The organism is Nitrincola nitratireducens (assembly GCF_000585235.1).
Lineage (GTDB): Bacteria > Pseudomonadota > Gammaproteobacteria > Pseudomonadales > Balneatricaceae > Nitrincola > Nitrincola alkalisediminis.
On sequence record NZ_AONB01000024.1, the window covers coordinates 49004 to 64351 of the forward strand.

Below are 15348 nucleotides of genomic sequence, written 5' to 3' on the forward strand. Positions count from 1 at the left end.
TTCGACGCCCCAGGCCAACACAAGCATTACATGCGAGGGAAACCACCACCGCCACCCATACCGGGTGGCAACATGCCTTTCATGCCTCTGGCCAGCTTAGCCATACCGGACTTAGTGCCAAACTTTTTCATCATTTTGGCCATTTGCTTATGCTGTTTGAGCAAACGGTTCACATCTTGAATCTGCGTACCGGAGCCCATCGCAATTCGGCGCTTGCGCGAACCTGAAATAATATCAGGATTGCGTCGCTCGCCTGGCGTCATTGAATTGATGATCACCTCAAACTGCTTCATGCCTTTTTCAGCTTGTGCCGTTTGTGCTGCCTGAGCCATTTGCCCCATACCGGGCAATTTCTCCAGCATGTTCATCATGCCGCCCATATTGTTCATCTGCTGTAACTGTTCACGGAAATCTTCAAGATCAAACAGTTTGCCTTTGGTAATTTTCTTGGCAAGTTTTTCCGCTTTAACCTTGTCGATCTTGTGCTCGGCCTCTTCTATCAAGCTCAGCACATCGCCCATTCCAAGAATACGGGAGGCGACTCGCTCGGGATAAAAAGGCTCTAGGGCATCGGTTTTTTCACCAACACCTAAAAATTTGATGGGCTGTCCCGTTATATGACGAACCGATAAGGCCGCTCCACCGCGAGCATCACCGTCGGTCTTCGTTAGGATGACCCCGGTTAACGGCAGCACTTCGTTAAAGGCTTTAGCGGTGTTGGCTGCGTCTTGCCCTGTCATTGAATCAACGACAAAGAGCGTTTCAATCGGTTTGACCGCCGCATGCAACTGACGGATTTCTTCCATCATTGCTTCGTCAATGGCTAAACGACCCGCGGTATCAACCAACAGCACATCATGATGCTGCAAGCGAGCGTGACGTATGGCCGCTTCGACTATATCAATCGGCTTTTGATCGGCAGACGATGGAAAAAAGTCAACCGCGACATCCTTCGCCAGCGTTTCGAGCTGGCGTATCGCGGCAGGACGGTATACGTCTGCTGAGACGACGAGTACTTTTTTCTTTTTACGCTCTTTCAAGAAACGCGCAAGCTTGGCAACCGAGGTGGTTTTACCCGCCCCCTGAAGACCCGCCATCATGATGACAGCAGGTGGAGTCACACTGAGGTTAAGCTCAGAATTGGCCTCACCCATCACTTTAATCAGTTCTTCATTTACGATTTTGACAAAGACCTGCCCAGGACTGAGGCTTCTGCTCACCTCTTGCCCGACGGCACGCTCTTTAACACCGTTAATGAACTCTTTTACAACCGGAAGCGCAACATCCGCCTCCAACAACGCCATGCGCACTTCACGCAAGGTGCCTTTAATATTGTCTTCAGTCAGGCGCGCCTGACCGGTCACACTCCGCAGGGTTTGCGTGAGTCTATCTGTTAAATTATCAAACATCGGGTGCCCCTGGTTTGTGTCTTTGCCCCGCCATGGCTGGAATCAGCAACACAATGAAGTCAAAGCTGTCATTCTTTTATGGTGACATTATACAGAAGCTGTTCTCAAGACGGCAGCTTATATTTCTTCTGAGAGGAGTTTATGCCAAACTTGCACTCCGATAAGGAGATTTTCTAAGATGCTGATCAGTACGACATTTGCAACCTCTTTCTTTTACGCCATCGCATCCTGGCTTCAGTGGCAACGTGCCAAGGGTAAAACCTCTGATGTTCGCATCAAGGTTCTTGTCTTTGCGATTTTGGGCTTCTTAGCGCATGGTGTCTCCGTGTACTTCACACTTCATCATGCACAGGGGATAGATTTAGGTCTTTTCAGCGTAGGCTCTTTGATCGCTTGGCTTGTCACAGCCCTCGTCATCGGCAGCAGCTTCAGGCAACGAGTGGACAACCTTTTTATTGGCGTGCTGCCAATGGCAATGCTCGCTACGCTCTGTGCTGCATTTATTCCATCATCCGGTGTTCATCGTCCTTATGAAGGTGGATTAATCGTTCATATTCTCTTGTCGATTTTAGCCTACAGTATTTTCACTTTAGCCGTACTGCAAGCCTTGCTCTTGTCTCGACAACAACTGGCGCTTAAACAACACCATACGCGTGGACTGGTTGCGAGTTTACCACCACTGCAAGTGATGGAGCGTTTGTTGTTTGAAATGATCTGGGTGGGCACTATTTTACTGAGCGCGGCTCTTTTAAGTGGTTTTTTGTTTGTCGACAACTTGTTTGCTCAACACTTGGTGCATAAAACGCTGCTGTCGATTGGGGCTTGGATCATTTTCACAGGCTTACTGATTGGTCGTGCAACATTGGGTTGGCGTGGGAATACTGCCATTCGCTGGACAATTGGTGGATTTATCCTATTAATGCTGGGTTTTTTTGGCTCCAAACTCGTATTAGAACTGATTCTAACGAATTAACATATAACTATTGACAGAACTGGGCTCGACTCAGAAAATACAAGGCCATTCAATAAAAAAGGTCTGATCTCTTGGAAGACGCGTCGATAGGTTCTTTGCTGATTCTACTTGTATTTTTAATTTTTCTTTCAGCCTTTTTTTCCAGCTCCGAAACGTCAATGATGGCATTGAATCGTTATCGACTAAGGCACTTGGTCAAACAGAAGCACCGAGGTGCCTGCCAAGCCAGTCAGTTGCTAGAGCGCCCTGATCGACTGATTGGGGTCATTTTAATTGGTAACAATTTCGTTAATATTCTTGCCTCCGCCATTGCAACGATCATCGCCGTTCGCTTATGGGGAGATGCGGGCATTGCCATCGCTACTGGTCTGCTGACGCTGATCATACTCATTTTTGCAGAAGTGACCCCAAAAACAATTGCTGCTATTCATCCAGAGCGCATTGCTTTTCCTGCGGCATTTATACTCAGGCCTCTACTTAAAATCATGTACCCCATGGTGTGGATCATCAATACCATCACCAACGGCCTCATGCGCATGCTACGCATTAATATGAATGGCCAAGGCAGTGATCATTTAAGCACAGAAGAGCTCAGAACTTTGGTCAATGAAGCGGGAGCTTTACTGCCCAAACGCAATCAATCAATGCTGTTAGGCGTGCTGGAATTAGAGGCTGTCACTGTCAATGACATTATGATTCCGCGCAATGAGGTCGAAGGCATCGACCTTGATGAGAGCTTAGATACCATTTTAACTCAGCTGTCTAAGACTCAGCATACACGATTGCCCATTTTTCATGGCGATATTAATCAGGTTGTTGGTCTTTTACATATGCGCAACCTTGCCCAGCTCATTCAAAAAGGCGAGGTGACAAAAGAGGCCATTCTTGCGGTAGCCCGCGAGCCTTATTTCGTTCCTGAAAGCACCCCCTTACAGACACAATTGCTTAACTTTCAAAAAGAAAGCCGCCGCATTGGTATTGTGGTTGATGAATATGGCGATGTCGAAGGGATCGTAACACTGGAAGATATTTTGGAAGAAATCGTTGGAGAACTCTCTGAGCAAAACAACGATCTGATTGAAGATATACACCCCCAAGAGGATGGCAGTTTCTTTATTGACGGCGGTGCTTATATTCGTGACATCAATCGCGCCTTGGATTGGGACTTACCCACCGATGGCCCCAAAACACTCAATGGTCTGATTACCGAAACACTCGAGTCATTACCGGATGCTAATGTCTGCTTAGAGATTAACGGCTATCGCGTTGAAACCTTACAAATACACGATAAATTTATTCAGACAGCACGCATGGCCAAAAAGAGCTAAGCGTCTTTTTCAGCCAAACGTCTTTCGGGGCGGACTGGAAATGCAGACGGCTTATTAAAGCCTACGGTGAGCAGCTCATTAATCACATGTGCAGTTAACCCCCAGATCAACTCACCCTCATAGCGCCAAGCAGGTACGAGCCATTCTTGACCATTACGCTCAAATCGATGCGTAATGGGCGCTGGGCACTCGAGAAAATAACGAATCGGCACACGAAAGATTCGTGCGATTTCGGCAGGATTAGGGACAAGTTCAACTTGCGCTGGAATGACACCGACCCAAGGGGTCACTTGTAAACCATGCTTAGACACGACCTGGCTCAAGGTCATTTGCACCTTGACCTGCTCTGGCATCAGCCCAATTTCTTCATGAGCCTCACGCAGAGCCGTGGTTTGTAAACAGTGATCAATTGCATCTCGCTTACCACCCGGAAAGCACACTTCGCCCTTATGGCTGTTTAAATGCTGCGCCCTTACAGTCAAGATCAACTCAGGGTTCATCTCATCCTGCGTAAGGGGAACTAAAATAGCGGCTTCTTCGCCTGATGTACGAAGACACCAAGGACGATGTCGATAATTGTTTTAATGCATCTGAAAGCATACCACCTCCTGAACTTAATTCATGATAACCCGTAAAAAGGGGGTCGACTAGTCCGTTCTCTCCTGTCTAAAATACGGTTGAATAAAAAAGGAAGATTCTATGAAATTTTGCTCTCAGTGCGGCGCGAACGTCTCACATAAAATTCCCGCAGGTGATAACCGACATCGCTATGTTTGTGATCACTGCCATACTGTGCATTATGAAAACCCTCGCATCATTGCGGGCTGCCTTCCTGTCTACAAAAACCAAGTGTTGCTGTGCAAGCGCGCAATTGAGCCTCGCTACGGACTATGGACGCTACCAGCAGGCTTTATGGAAAATGGCGAATCAACAGAGCAAGCTGCTCTTCGAGAGACTTACGAAGAAGCCAATGCAAAGGTTCATATCGAAAAACTCTACACCCTAACCTCCATACTGCATGTGGATCAGGTACAAATCATTTATCTGGCAACCTTGCCCGAACCAAAGTTCAGTGTCAGTGAAGAGTCACTTGAGGTGAAGTTGTTTTCTGAAGATGAGATTCCGTGGGACGAACTCGCCTTTCCAACCATCACCAATGCATTGCGCTTTTATTTTGAAGACCGAAAAGAAGGGATATTTCCAATGCGGCATTTACAGATAGGACGTAACGCCTCGGGAGAATGGTACTGTGAACTTGGGAGCCATCAGTAAAGGCACAGCAGACTCGCTTATTGAATAGAGAGTCTGCTGAAACCTACTTTATCTGAGCGATAATACATCCTGCATATCGTACAGACCGGCCGATTTATCCTGTAACCAGCCTGCCGCTCGAACAGCGCCTTTAGCAAAGGTCATTCGACTTGAGGCTTTGTGCGTGATTTCGATGCGTTCACCCTCTGTTGCAAACAGAACGGTGTGATCACCAACGACATCGCCCGCACGGATGGTCTCAAAACCAATTTCTTTGGCTGATCTTGGTCCGGTATAGCCTTCCCTACCATAAACAGCACAAGTTTTGAGGTCACGCCCTAATGCATCTGCAACGACTTCACCCATTCTCAGAGCGGTACCTGAAGGTGCATCCACTTTATGTCGATGATGCGCTTCGATCACCTCAATATCGTAACCACCGTCATCACCCAATGCTTTTGCGGCAATCTCAAGAAGCTTAAAACAGAGGTTCACACCCACACTCATATTTGGGGCAAACACAACTGCAATTTGCTCACCTGCACGCGTAAGTGTTGCTTTTTGCTCATCGGATAAGCCCGTCGTCCCAATGACGATTTGCTTCTTATGCTCAACACAAAACGCCAAATTTTGCATAGTGACGTCAGGGGCGGTAAAGTCAATTAACACATCAAAATCCTTCACCGCTTCGGCTAAGGATGCCACTAGTGTAACACCGAGCTTACCAACACCTGCCAGCTCGCCAGCATCGGCTCCCAGCAACGAACTGCTCGGTTCAACAATGGCGGCAGCAGAGTGACTCCTTCAGCTTGAGTGACCGCTTCGATTAAGGTTTTACCCATGCGCCCAGCGGCACCTGTGACTGCTATTTTGATCATTACTTTTCCTTACTGCCCCTAATGGCTTAGGTCATGTCTTCAAAAAATTTCTTAACCGAGTCAAAAAACCCGTGACGCTTGGGGCTGTGCTTATGCTGCCCTTCTTCAGTTGCATCCTGAAACTCACGTAAGAGCTCTTTCTGACGACTGTTAAGATTAACCGGTGTTTCAACAATCACTTTGACCATCAAATCGCCCACACCACCACCGCGAACTGGCGTTATACCTTTGCCACGCAAGCGGAATAACTTTCCGGTTTGCGTCTCCGCAGGTACTTTTAGTTTGACGCGTCCATCCAATGTTGGCACGTCAAGCTCGCCACCGAGTGCGGCATCCACGAAGCTGATTGGAACTTCACAATATAAGTGCTTTCCATCACGCTGGAAGATCGGATGTTCACGGACATTTACCTGAACATACAAGTCGCCCGTTGGGCCACCATTGGCGCCAGCTTCACCTTCTCCGGCCAAGCGAATACGATCACCTGTATCAACACCTGCAGGAATTTTAACCTGAAGCGTTTTGACCTTTTCAACACGTCCATGCCCATGACACGCTGTGCAAGGATCTGGAATAATCTTGCCCGAGCCATGACAGGTAGGACAGGTTTGCTGAACAGAGAAAAACCCCTGCTGCATTCTAACCTGACCCACACCACCACAGGTTGAACAGGTTTTAGCACTGGTTCCAGGTTTCGCACCACTGCCGTTGCAGACGTCGCAACTGGCCAAAGAAGGTACGCGCAAACTTTTTTCACAACCACGTACGGCTTCTTCAAGCGTAAGGTCTAGGTTGTAACGTAGATCGGCACCTCGCTGCACACTGCTGCGACGCTGCCCTCCACCGAAGATATCCCCAAAGACATCGCCAAAGATATCTGAGAAGTTACCTTCAAAGCCACCGCCTCCGCCAAAGCCACCGGCTTGACCATCAACACCCGCATGACCAAATCGGTCATAGGCCGCTTTTTTCTGATTGTCAGACAAGACTTCGTAGGCTTCGCTTAGCTCTTTGAATTTATCTTCTGACTCTTTATCTCCGGGATTACGATCCGGATGATATTTCATTGCAAGACGGCGATACGCTTTTTTGATATCGCGGTCTGAGGCATCACGAGAGACACCCAGTAGTTCGTAGTAGTCTGTTTTTGACATAGTCCGAATCTGATCCGGTTATCTATGACTCCTCCGGGAGCCGGACACGACAACGCGGGCCTTTGCCCGCGCTGCCACACATTTGTACTTTACAGCCGCGGATGCTTACTTTTTATCATCCTTAACTTCTTCAAACTCTGCATCAACCACATCATCGGCAGGCTTTTGTTCAGCACCTGCATCAGATGCTCCCTCAGCAGCGGCGGCATCTGCATACATTTTTTGAGCCACAGCTGAAATCGCTTCAGTCAGTGCTTCAGTTTTGCTTTCAATCTCAGCCTTGTCGTCGCCTTTTAGGACGTCTTCAAGTGCAGAAATAGCACTTTCAATGTTGGTTTTTTCGTCTGCAGACACTTTATCGCCCGCATCTTTTAGAGTCTTCTTAGCGGTGTGAACCATGGCATCGCCTTGGTTACGTGCTTGTGACAACTCTTCAAACTTACGGTCTTCTTCAGCATGCGCCTCAGCATCGCGTACCATTTGCTCAACTTCGTCATCGCTCAAACCTGAAGAGGCTTTGATCACGATAGACTGTTGCTTGCCAGTCGCTTTATCCTTCGCAGACACGTTCAAGATACCGTTGGCATCGATGTCGAACGTCACTTCAATTTGCGGTACGCCACGAGGTGCTGGTGGAATATCTGCCAAATCGAAACGTCCCAACGACTTGTTTTGTGACGCTTGCTTACGCTCACCCTGAACAACATGAATCGTTACCGCTGTTTGATTGTCATCCGCGGTTGAGAACACCTGAGATTTTTTGGTTGGAATCGTAGTGTTTTTCTCAATCAGCGGCGTCGCAACCCCACCCATGGTCTCAATACCCAAGCTTAAAGGTGTTACGTCGAGCAAGAGAACGTCTTTTACGTCACCGGACAGTACCGCGCCCTGAATCGCCGCACCAATCGCAACAGCCTCATCTGGGTTGACGTCTTTGCGTGGCTCTTTACCAAAGAACTCACTAACACGCTTTTGCACCAGTGGCATACGTGTCTGACCGCCAACGAGAATGACTTCGTTGATTTCAGACGCTGATAAACCTGCATCTTTCATCGCAATGCGGCAAGGCTCTAATGAACGCTCAACCAAATCTTCAACCAAGGATTCCAATTTAGCACGTGTCAGCTTAACGTTTAAGTGTTTTGGACCACTTGCGTCTGCGGTGATGTACGGTAAATTCACATCGGTTTGCTGTGATGATGACAATTCTACTTTTGCTTTTTCAGCCGCTTCTTTCAAACGCTGTAGCGCTAAAGGATCATTATGCAGATCAATACCCGATTCTTTCTTAAACTGATCCGCCAAGTAGTTAATGATTGCTAAGTCGAAATCTTCACCACCCAAGAAGGTATCACCGTTTGTCGCCAACACTTCGAATTGATGCTCACCATCAACATCGGCAATCTCAATGATTGAGACGTCGAAAGTACCGCCACCCAAGTCAAATACAGCGATGGTTTTATCGCCTTTAGACTGGTCCATACCGTACGCCAAAGCCGCAGCCGTTGGCTCGTTGATGATACGTTTAACTTCTAAGCCTGCAATACGACCCGCATCTTTTGTTGCTTGACGCTGAGAATCATTGAAGTAAGCCGGTACTGTAATAACCGCTTCGGTTACGGCTTCACCTAGGAAGTCTTCAGCGGTTTTTTTCATTTTTTTCAGGATCTCTGCAGAGACCTGTGGTGGTGCCATTTTTTTGTCGCGTACTTGTACCCAAGCATCGCCATTGTCAGCTTTGACAATTTTGTACGGCACCATCTTGATATCTTTTTGCACGACATCGTCTTCAAAACGACGACCAATCAGTCGCTTGATCGCGAATAGCGTGTTGTCTGGGTTGGTCACCGCCTGACGTTTGGCAGACTGGCCCACAAGCGTCTCGCCATCGTTCGTAAAGGCGATAATCGATGGAGTGGTACGATCCCCTTCTGCGTTTTCGATTACGCGTGTTTTGTCGCCATCAAGAATTGCAACGCATGAGTTGGTTGTACCTAAATCAATACCGATAATTCTGCCCATTTTATGCTCCGTCTGTTTCATAACCGCCGTGCGGTTTAAATTCTGTAATCGTTGTAAAAACGTATTTTTTCGATGATGTGTATATGGGGTTTAATCAAGACATTTCAAGCCTAAAAATTAACCTTTTGCAACAACGACCATGGCAGGGCGCACTAAGCGTCCATTCAGCGTGTAGCCCTTCTGCATCACAGAAACCACTGTATTCGCCGCCATATTTGGAACATCTACCATTGAAATGGCCTGATGCAACTCGGGATCAAAAGGCTGCTCAATCGGATTGACAGGCTCTAGGTTGAACTTGGCAACGCTATTTAAGAAAAGCGTTAGGGTCATCTCCACCCCTTCGCGTAACGCTACCGTCGCATCATCTTCCGCTTGGCAGGCATCAATTGCTCTTTCCAAACTATCAACAACAGGCAGCAATTCTTGAGCGAACTTATCCAGTGCGAATTTATGCGCTTTTTCGACATCTTGTTCTGCACGACGGCGAATATTTTGAACTTCGGCCGCTGTTCTTAATTTTTGTTCACTCAATTCGTGGGTCAATTCATCAATACGCGCTTGTGCCAACACAAGCAACTCAGCTGGCTCTGCTCCCTGTTGCGCAGATGCTTCGCTGATCTCTTCAGCAAGATCGGCCTCGTTTACAGAAGACTCAACCTGATCGACTAAATTCTCATCACGTGACTCTGCATGCTGCTGTTCAGACTGCTTCTGTTGCTCAGTCGCCATCTTACTTCTCCCATTAACTAATCAAAAAACCCGCAAAAAAGTTATTACCCTAGATGGGGGCATCAGGCTCGTCTTCAAGGGCTAGCAAAAGTTTTTTCACTCAAGACTTGCGCGTTTTTTCAAAATGGCTTATACATTAACTACTGTATAAATAACCATGTGTTGACCATCATGCTGACCCAATTATCAATCCGAAATTTTGCCATTGTTGAACGCCTTGACTTAGACCTAAATACTGGAATGACGGTCATTAGCGGGGAAACCGGCGCAGGTAAGTCCATCATGCTTGACGCATTGGGCCTAACCCTGGGTGATCGCGCCGATTCAGACACCGTCAGGGTTGGCGCTGAGCGCGCCGAGATTGCAGCCAGCTATGACATCACCCAGATTCCCGAAGCACTCAATTGGCTTAAAGAGCATGATCTTGAGCAGGACTCAGAATGCCTTGTCAGACGCATTATCACGAACGAAGGTCGTAGCCGAAGCTATATCAATGGTCAGCCCACTCCCTTAGCCATGCTTAAAGAATTGGGGCAGCTTTTGGTGGATATTCATGGTCAACACGAACATCAACGTTTACTTAAAAAAGATCATCACCGCGTCTTATTGGATGCCTATGCCAACCATACTCCCCTAGCGGAAGACGTTAAACGTCACTTCTTACGCTGGCATCACTTACAAAACGAACTAAAGGTCGCAACAGAGCAAAGCAGCGAAAAAAACGCCCGAATCCAATTACTTAGCTATCAACTCGAAGAACTGGAGCAACTTAGCTTAACCGAAGCCGAATTATCGGACCTAGAAGAAGAACAGCAAAGGCTCGAAAATGCGGGAGATATTCTTCGCTCTGGTCATCAGTTACTGGCATTAACCAGTGACAGTGAAGACGAAAATGCCATCGCAATTTTGAACCACTGCTTACAACTGCTTGACAACATGCAAAGCCAGTCGCCACGTTTGCTACAAGCCAATGAATTGCTCAACAGTGCGTTGATTCAAATCGATGAAGCGGGACACGAAATTCGACATTATGTCGACAGCGTTGAAATCAATCCTGAACGTTTGCAAGAAGTGACTGAGCGCTTAACCAGCATCTATGATGTCGCTCGCAAACATCGAGTATTGCCCGAACAACTGCCCGCTTTACATCGACAATTACAAGATGAAATGAGCAACATCAGCCGCTCAGATGAAGCAATAGCCGAACTTAAAGCAGAAGTAGACCTCGCCTTAGCAGCGTACCTTAAACAGGCCGAAAACCTAAGTAAAAAGAGACAGCAATTTGCTGAAAAGCTTAGCAAAGCCGTTGATAGTCAATTACACACTCTGGGTATGCTTGCCGCACACTTCTCAGTTCAACTAACACCATTGGCTCAAAACACCTACAGTGCTGCGGGCTTGGAAGAGGTTGAATTCTTAATTAGCACTAACAAAGGCCAAAAAGCTAAACCGCTTGCCAAAGTTGCATCTGGTGGTGAGCTGTCTCGTATCAGCCTTGCCATTCAGGTGGTCACTGCCGAAACATCTAATACACCCACGCTGGTCTTTGATGAAGTCGATGTGGGCATTGGTGGAGCGATAGCAGAGGTCGTTGGACGCATGCTTAGAAAGCTTGGCGAGCGCACTCAAGTTTTATGCGTGACACACCAGCCTCAAGTTGCCTCTCAGGGGCACCAGCATCTCTTCGTGAGTAAAACAAGTCAAAAAAATCAGACGCAAACGCGAATTGATGTTCTAAGTGATGATAGAAGAGTGCACGAAGTGGCACGAATGCTAGGAGGAATTGAACTCACGGACACGTCCTTTGAGCATGCAAGGGAAATGCTTCGAGTTCATTAACAATTACGCTGTTTATTCACATCAGTGTAACGATTCAAAATCCCTTTCTGCTAGACGCCCTTCAAGCAACAGAGAACAAAGCGGGTAAGCATTCTTACCCGCTTTTTCCAACCTTCCTTTTACGCTTTATCGTCTTCAAACTGCCCGTACAGATATAGAGTTCTATCTGAGATGTTAAAGCCGTTTGCCTTGGCAATTTCATCTAAGAGAGCATTCAATCTTGGATCCGTGAATTCGCTGACTCTCCCAGTTTTAATACAAACCATGTGGTCATGATCATCATCTCGTGCCAACTCAAAGACGGAATGACCGCCCTCAAAATGATGACGACACACTAAACCGGCGGATTCAAATTGAGTTAACACACGATAAACGGTTGCGAGGCCAACATCCTCACCTTGCTCCATCAACATCTTATAGATATCTTCTGCACTAAAGTGCTCACTTTCTCCGGCTTTTTCTAAAAGCTGGTAGATTTTTACCCTAGGTAAGGTGACTTTAAGACCCGCTTTACGGAGTTCTTGATTTTCGAGTGCCATAATCTGTCTCTATTCACTATGCGGTTTGGGTTATGCGGTGGTAGACTTCATTATCAATGTTTAGACAGCAAAGTGGAAGTTATTTACAAATGCGCAAAGTTTTAACTGTCCTGTTAACCACCTTATTAATTTCCGGATGTTTTCCAGGGGTATATAAAATTGATATCCCTCAAGGAAATATAGTCACTCAAGAGATGGTTGACCAGCTCCGGCCCGGAATGACGTACAACCAAGTTAGGTTTGTATTAGGTACCCCCCTTGTCACAGATACATTCAACGACGAGCGCTGGGATTACATTTACAGCCTTAAAAAAGGCGGCAAAAAAACATCAAAAGAACGGGTAACCCTTTTCTTTGAAGATGGCCGCTTATCTGGCATTACTGGAGATTATAAACCATCTTCGGTTCCCGCTCAGTAAGTAATGCCTTTTACGAACGCCAACCAGAACTAATTGTTTTGGTTGGCCTTTTCGTGCTTTGCTTTTTCAGCGGCCTTGCGTGCTCGAATCTCTTTAGGATCAGCAATCAGAGGCCGATATATTTCAATACGATCGCCTTCACGCACTAGGGTGTTTTTGACATCTTTAACTGACTTACTAAAGATCCCCATCGGAGCCGTTTCGACATCGATTTCTGGAAACGCCTCAACAATCTTCGACTGAACCACTGCCTCAAATATTGTTGTATTGTCGCTTACATTCACTGCAATGATTTTTTGCTCATTTGGCATGGCATACGCCACCTCAACCTTAATCATGGCTGCTCATCTCCTAAAAACCTGATCCGTATAACTCATCGGCTCTTTGCACAAACACATCGACCATCGTGGTTGCCACAGAATTAAACACCTTGCCCATTGCAAAGCTCGCCAACTTACCCGAAAAATCAAACCTCATTGAGAACTCAACTTTACAAGCCTCATCGCTCAAGGGAGTCAGCGTCCACACGGCACTAAACGCTGAAAAAGGTCCTTCGACCAATGCCATATCCATATAGACAGGGCGTTTTTTGGAGTTTCGGGTCGTGAAATGATAGTTAAGGCCAGCCTTAGAGACATAGAGTGTAGCCTCTATTGAGTCTGCTGTATCATGCTTAACTTCAACTTTTGAGCACCAAGGTACAAAGTCAGGGTAGCGAGCAACATCATTGATAAGGTCAAACATTTGCTCAGCTGTATGCAGTACTAGTGCTGTTTTATGGACTTCTGTCATCCGTTTTAGATCCGCTGGCTAAACTACAAAACGACATTATACAGATTCATTACAAAGATGACGCCTATTGCAGTCGGGACAATAAAGCGAATACACCCCTGCCAAATTTCAAAGACACCATTTTCGGGTAAATTTAATTCTTTTTTAGCCATGGATTCAGACATAAACCAGCCAGAAAAGATCGCCAATAGCATGCCACCGATGGGTAAAAGAAGATTTGTAGTCACAACATTAAGTAGATCAAACAGGTTCAATGAAAAGACTGTCCAATGTGACAAGGCCCCAAAGGAGTAGAGCGTTGCCACACCCAACACCCAAGCGGCAAACCCCATCAACACGGCAGCTTGATGACGCTGTACACGAAACTTTTCGATCATCCATGCTGTAATCGGTTCCATCAATGAAATGGCGGAAGACCAAGCCGTCAGTGCAACCATTAAAAAGAACATAAAACCAATGACTTGCCCTCCAGGCATTTGCGCAAACACAACCGGAAGGGAAACAAACAATAAACTAGGCCCAGTGGCGGGAGCCATTTGATAGGCAAACACGATGGGAAAGATAGCCAATCCAACCAAAATTGCTATCAATGTATCCAACGCCCCGATCATGACCACTGAACGCCCGATTGACTCTTTTCCCGACAAATACGCGCCATACGCCATTACCGTCCCCATACCCAATGATAGGGTGAAAAACGCATGCCCCATTGCGACCAGCAACACCTCAGCCGTCACATAATACCAATCAAAATGAAACAGAAAAGTGATGGCATGCGGCATATAGCCTGTACTGGTTGCATAGACAACCAACATAATCAGCAACATAATCAAAACTGGCATCATGTATCGAATGGCTCGATCAAGCCCTCGACGCACACCGAAACTTAGAACCCATACAACCAAGCAGACAAAAAATGTATGACCGACTAACAAGGCCTCTGTATTCAGCAGCAACTCACCGAAGTAACGTGTCGCTTGATCTACACCCACATCCGCAATACGACCTGTCAAAAGGGCCAGTAGATAATGCAAAATCCATGCAGCGACAACGGAGTAAAAGGAAAAAATCAAAAAACCCGTAAACATCCCCATGCTGCCAAGGTAGCGCCAGCGCGGGTCTTGATTGGAGAACAGAGCGACAGCTTTTAATGAATTGACAGGACTCAAACGTCCGTGCCGCCCGATGACGATCTCCGCCATCATGAGAGGGAAGCCAATAAGACAAACACAAATGATGTAAATTAATAAAAAGGTGCCGCCCCCATTCTCGCCCGCCATGTAGGGAAATTTCCAGATATTTCCTAATCCAACCGATGAGCCAGTGACTGCCAGAATGAACACCCAGCGATGAGACCAGCTCCCATGTATTGAGCTAAATGAGGGCATAACGATATATCTGCCTTTTGAGTGGACGTTCGTATTGAGTCGTTGAATTGTTATATTTTCTTTTAAAGATAACAACATTTTCAGCACACAAACTGCTTTTAAAGCGTCTAGAGCCTCTATATAATGCGCGCATGTCAAAAAAGAAAGCAAAACCTACCAGTTCAACCATTTGCCAAAACCGAAAGGCACGCCACGAATACAGCATTGAACAAAAGTTCGAAGCAGGCCTTGTGCTGACTGGATGGGAAGTCAAAAGCCTAAGAGACGGGCGCGCTCAACTTGTCGACTCCTATGTTGTCCTCAAAAACAGTGAGGCATGGCTTGTCGGCGCTCACTTCACACCGCTTATCTCTGCCTGTACACACGTTTTAGCAGAGCCCAAACGCGATAGAAAGCTTCTTCTCAACCGTCGTGAAATCGACAGACTCATTGGTGCCACTCAAGCAAAAGGGTATACCTGTGTCGCTCTTGCGCTGTATTGGAAAAACGGCCGAGTGAAGTGTGAAATCGCCTTGGTTAAAGGTAAAAAACTTCACGACAAGCGAGCTGCCGAAAAAGACAAAGACTGGGACCGCCAAAAACAACGCGTAATGGCCGCCCAATAAGCACTTTACGCTTTACCTA

Annotated in this window: 15 protein-coding genes and 1 pseudogene; 6 read left to right on the top strand and 10 right to left on the bottom strand. The window is 46.8% G+C overall.

The window, feature by feature from the left end; translation table 11 throughout:
- Positions 1-26: 26 nt before the first annotated feature.
- Positions 27-1409 (bottom strand): signal recognition particle protein, encoded by a 1383-nt coding sequence (gene ffh / locus D791_RS16510; RefSeq protein ID WP_036513973.1) that lies wholly within the window; start codon positions 1407-1409, stop codon positions 27-29.
- A gap of 178 nt (positions 1410-1587) precedes the next feature.
- Here ffh and D791_RS16515 point away from each other — a divergent pair, with 178 nt between their 5' ends.
- Together D791_RS16515 and D791_RS16520 are read left to right on the top strand one after the other, a co-directional pair.
- Positions 1588-2382, top strand: coding sequence for a cytochrome C assembly family protein (locus D791_RS16515; protein WP_036513974.1), 795 nt, complete (start codon positions 1588-1590; stop codon positions 2380-2382).
- Between the two features lie 71 nt (positions 2383-2453).
- Positions 2454-3710: an HlyC/CorC family transporter gene (locus D791_RS16520; protein ID WP_036513975.1), complete on the top strand. Its 1257-nt coding sequence runs from the start codon at positions 2454-2456 to the stop codon at positions 3708-3710.
- Here D791_RS16520 and D791_RS16525 read toward each other — a convergent pair.
- The gene (locus D791_RS16525) at positions 3707-4237 is read right to left on the bottom strand and encodes an NUDIX hydrolase (RefSeq protein ID WP_272944866.1); all 531 of its coding nucleotides are present in this window, start codon (positions 4235-4237) and stop codon (positions 3707-3709) included. The genes D791_RS16520 and D791_RS16525 overlap by 4 nt on opposite strands.
- 172 nt (positions 4238-4409) lie before the next feature.
- Between D791_RS16525 and D791_RS16530 the strand changes: the two genes are divergently transcribed.
- Positions 4410-4982 (top strand): NUDIX hydrolase, encoded by a 573-nt coding sequence (locus tag D791_RS16530; RefSeq protein ID WP_051514639.1) that lies wholly within the window; start codon positions 4410-4412, stop codon positions 4980-4982.
- Between the two features lie 48 nt (positions 4983-5030).
- Here D791_RS16530 and dapB read toward each other — a convergent pair.
- The 4 genes and pseudogenes from dapB to grpE all read right to left on the bottom strand — a co-directional run bounded on the left by dapB (position 5031) and on the right by grpE (position 9747).
- Positions 5031-5839: pseudogene (gene dapB, locus D791_RS16535) on the bottom strand (4-hydroxy-tetrahydrodipicolinate reductase).
- A gap of 26 nt (positions 5840-5865) precedes the next feature.
- The gene (gene dnaJ, locus D791_RS16540; RefSeq protein WP_036513976.1) at positions 5866-6993 is read right to left on the bottom strand and encodes a molecular chaperone DnaJ; all 1128 of its coding nucleotides are present in this window, start codon (positions 6991-6993) and stop codon (positions 5866-5868) included.
- Between the two features lie 105 nt (positions 6994-7098).
- Positions 7099-9036 carry a molecular chaperone DnaK gene (gene dnaK, locus D791_RS16545; protein WP_081763931.1) on the bottom strand — a complete coding sequence of 646 codons (1938 nt, stop codon included), beginning with the start codon at positions 9034-9036 and terminating at the stop codon, positions 7099-7101.
- Positions 9037-9132: 96 nt separating this feature from the next.
- Positions 9133-9747, bottom strand: coding sequence for a nucleotide exchange factor GrpE (gene grpE, locus D791_RS16550; RefSeq protein ID WP_036513978.1), 615 nt, complete (start codon positions 9745-9747; stop codon positions 9133-9135).
- A 171-nt stretch (positions 9748-9918) separates the two neighbouring features.
- Between grpE and recN the strand changes: the two genes are divergently transcribed.
- Positions 9919-11586, top strand: coding sequence for a DNA repair protein RecN (recN, locus tag D791_RS16555; RefSeq protein WP_036513979.1), 1668 nt, complete (start codon positions 9919-9921; stop codon positions 11584-11586).
- 119 nt (positions 11587-11705) lie between these two features.
- Here the strand turns inward: recN and fur are convergent, their stop codons facing one another.
- Entirely contained in the window at positions 11706-12125 is a 420-nt protein-coding gene (fur, locus tag D791_RS16560; protein ID WP_036513982.1) for a ferric iron uptake transcriptional regulator, read from the bottom strand.
- A gap of 89 nt (positions 12126-12214) precedes the next feature.
- On the opposite strand from fur, the gene D791_RS16565 reads away from it, so the two are divergent.
- Positions 12215-12544: an outer membrane protein assembly factor BamE gene (locus D791_RS16565; RefSeq protein ID WP_036513985.1), complete on the top strand. Its 330-nt coding sequence runs from the start codon at positions 12215-12217 to the stop codon at positions 12542-12544.
- Between the two features lie 29 nt (positions 12545-12573).
- Here D791_RS16565 and D791_RS16570 read toward each other — a convergent pair whose 3' ends face one another.
- The 3 genes from D791_RS16570 to D791_RS16580 are packed head-to-tail and all read right to left on the bottom strand — an operon-like array spanning position 12574 to position 14724.
- A complete protein-coding gene (locus tag D791_RS16570) occupies positions 12574-12882 on the bottom strand; it encodes an RnfH family protein (protein WP_036513988.1) in 309 nt (102 codons plus the stop codon).
- 13 nt (positions 12883-12895) lie between these two features.
- Complete coding sequence (locus tag D791_RS16575) at positions 12896-13336, bottom strand: type II toxin-antitoxin system RatA family toxin (protein WP_036513990.1); 441 nt, start codon at positions 13334-13336, stop codon at positions 12896-12898.
- A gap of 23 nt (positions 13337-13359) precedes the next feature.
- A complete protein-coding gene (locus tag D791_RS16580) occupies positions 13360-14724 on the bottom strand; it encodes a sodium-dependent transporter (RefSeq protein WP_036513993.1) in 1365 nt (454 codons plus the stop codon).
- Between the two features lie 131 nt (positions 14725-14855).
- Between D791_RS16580 and smpB the strand changes: the two genes are divergently transcribed.
- Complete coding sequence (gene smpB / locus D791_RS16585; protein WP_036514006.1) at positions 14856-15329, top strand: SsrA-binding protein SmpB; 474 nt, start codon at positions 14856-14858, stop codon at positions 15327-15329.
- Positions 15330-15348: the final 19 nt, after the last annotated feature.